The sequence below is a fragment of the Shewanella sp. MF05960 genome (assembly GCF_050849305.1).
Lineage (GTDB): Bacteria > Pseudomonadota > Gammaproteobacteria > Enterobacterales > Shewanellaceae > Shewanella.
This window is the reverse complement of sequence record NZ_JBOZPS010000055.1, coordinates 1-1,366: the sequence shown is the minus strand read 5'-3', so window position 1 is coordinate 1,366 and position 1,366 is coordinate 1. Positions and strand designations below refer to the sequence as shown.

Annotated in this window: 1 protein-coding gene; it reads right to left on the bottom strand. The window is 44.2% G+C overall.

Annotated elements, in window-relative coordinates; translation table 11 throughout:
- Positions 1–237: 237 nt before the first annotated feature.
- Positions 238–1,281 (bottom strand): IS110 family transposase, encoded by a 1,044-nt coding sequence (locus ACROAE_RS20535; RefSeq protein WP_432406171.1) that lies wholly within the window; start codon positions 1,279–1,281, stop codon positions 238–240.
- Positions 1,282–1,366 lie beyond the last annotated feature (85 nt).

Genomic DNA, 1,366 nt, shown 5'->3' with positions numbered 1-1,366 from the left:
GCCAAGCTGCGCCCCTAATGAAATCCGTACCACTGCGCCGGTCAATTGAAACACCCATGCGGATTAGGTTTTTCCTATCCTTGGCCTATTCGGGCTAGCACTGGTTGGACTGAGCCATTTCTTCATCAATAACAACAACCCTGGTGAGTATTTAATGCGCTATCTCGCGGCTCTTATCACCCACTCGGGTTAATTACCCTTGGCCAGACCGAACTCTGCAAGATAGCGACAACAGTGTTAACAAGTACCATGGTTTACACCTTGATTTGCTGCATATTGCGGAGCATAAGGCACTTGTTTTTGTAATAAAATCCATATCAGTCTGGCGAGTCTATGAGCCGTGGCAACCACCGTACTGCAGATGCTTTTTCGGCTTCTTAACTGTGTTATCCAGAGGTTTAAATCATCTTGTTTTTTACTTGCATGGCTGACAACGGTTCTCGCACCATGAATAAGCTGTTTGCGTAAATATCCGTTGCCTCGCTTGGTGATATTGCCATTGACACTTCGATGGCCAGAGGCAAATTGCTTGGGGGTTAACCCCAGCCACACACCCAGTTCTTTAGCAGTATTAAACGCCTGGCCTTTGCCAATTGATGCGACGAATGCTGACGCGATAATAGGGCCGATACCAGGAATACTTAATAATATTTTGCCATTAGGGTCACGTTCGACAAGCTTTTTTATCAAGGTATTAATTCTGTCTAAACGTGTATTAACACTTTGATATTCATCCCAGAAATCATTAGCCATCAGTTTAATAATGGGACGTTGTGACGCATCGTTAATGATGTCCCACATAGCCACTTCAAATGCTTTATAACCTTGGGCAAAGCAAATCCCAAAATCGACTAATACCCCCCTAATTTGATTAGTGCAGGCAGTTTTCTCCTTCACTAAACGTTCTCTGACTCGGTGTAACATCAATATTTCTTGCTGCTCTTCGGTTTTCACTGGCACGAAACGAATGTTAGGCCTAAAGCTGGCTTCATAAATCGCCATTGTGTCATTGTTGTCATTTTTACTGCCTCGCACGAACGGGGTGACATGTTGGGCTGGAATGAGCTTAACGTTATGCCCCATAGCGAGAAACTTACGCCCCCAGTAATGGGATGAATAGCAAGCCTCAAATACCACATCGCAATGGGGTTGTTGCAACATAAACTCAATCAGCTGAGTGCGATTTAACCGTTTATTGAAGACTTGCTTTGCATGGCTATCCATTCCTAAAACTTGGAAAACATTTTTTGCCAAATCAATCGCAATAGTGGTAACTTTCATGGTGGACGCTCCTTAAGTAACTGTATGGTTCAACATCAGTTTGGCGCATTGACGCCGTATTAGGGAGCGTCCATCTCATCACCCA

Excerpts from the sequence above, each read along its gene's own strand:
- ACROAE_RS20535 (WP_432406171.1), bottom strand. The coding sequence starts at position 1,281 with ATGAAAGTTACCACTATTGCGATTGATTTGGCAAAAAATGTTTTCCAA.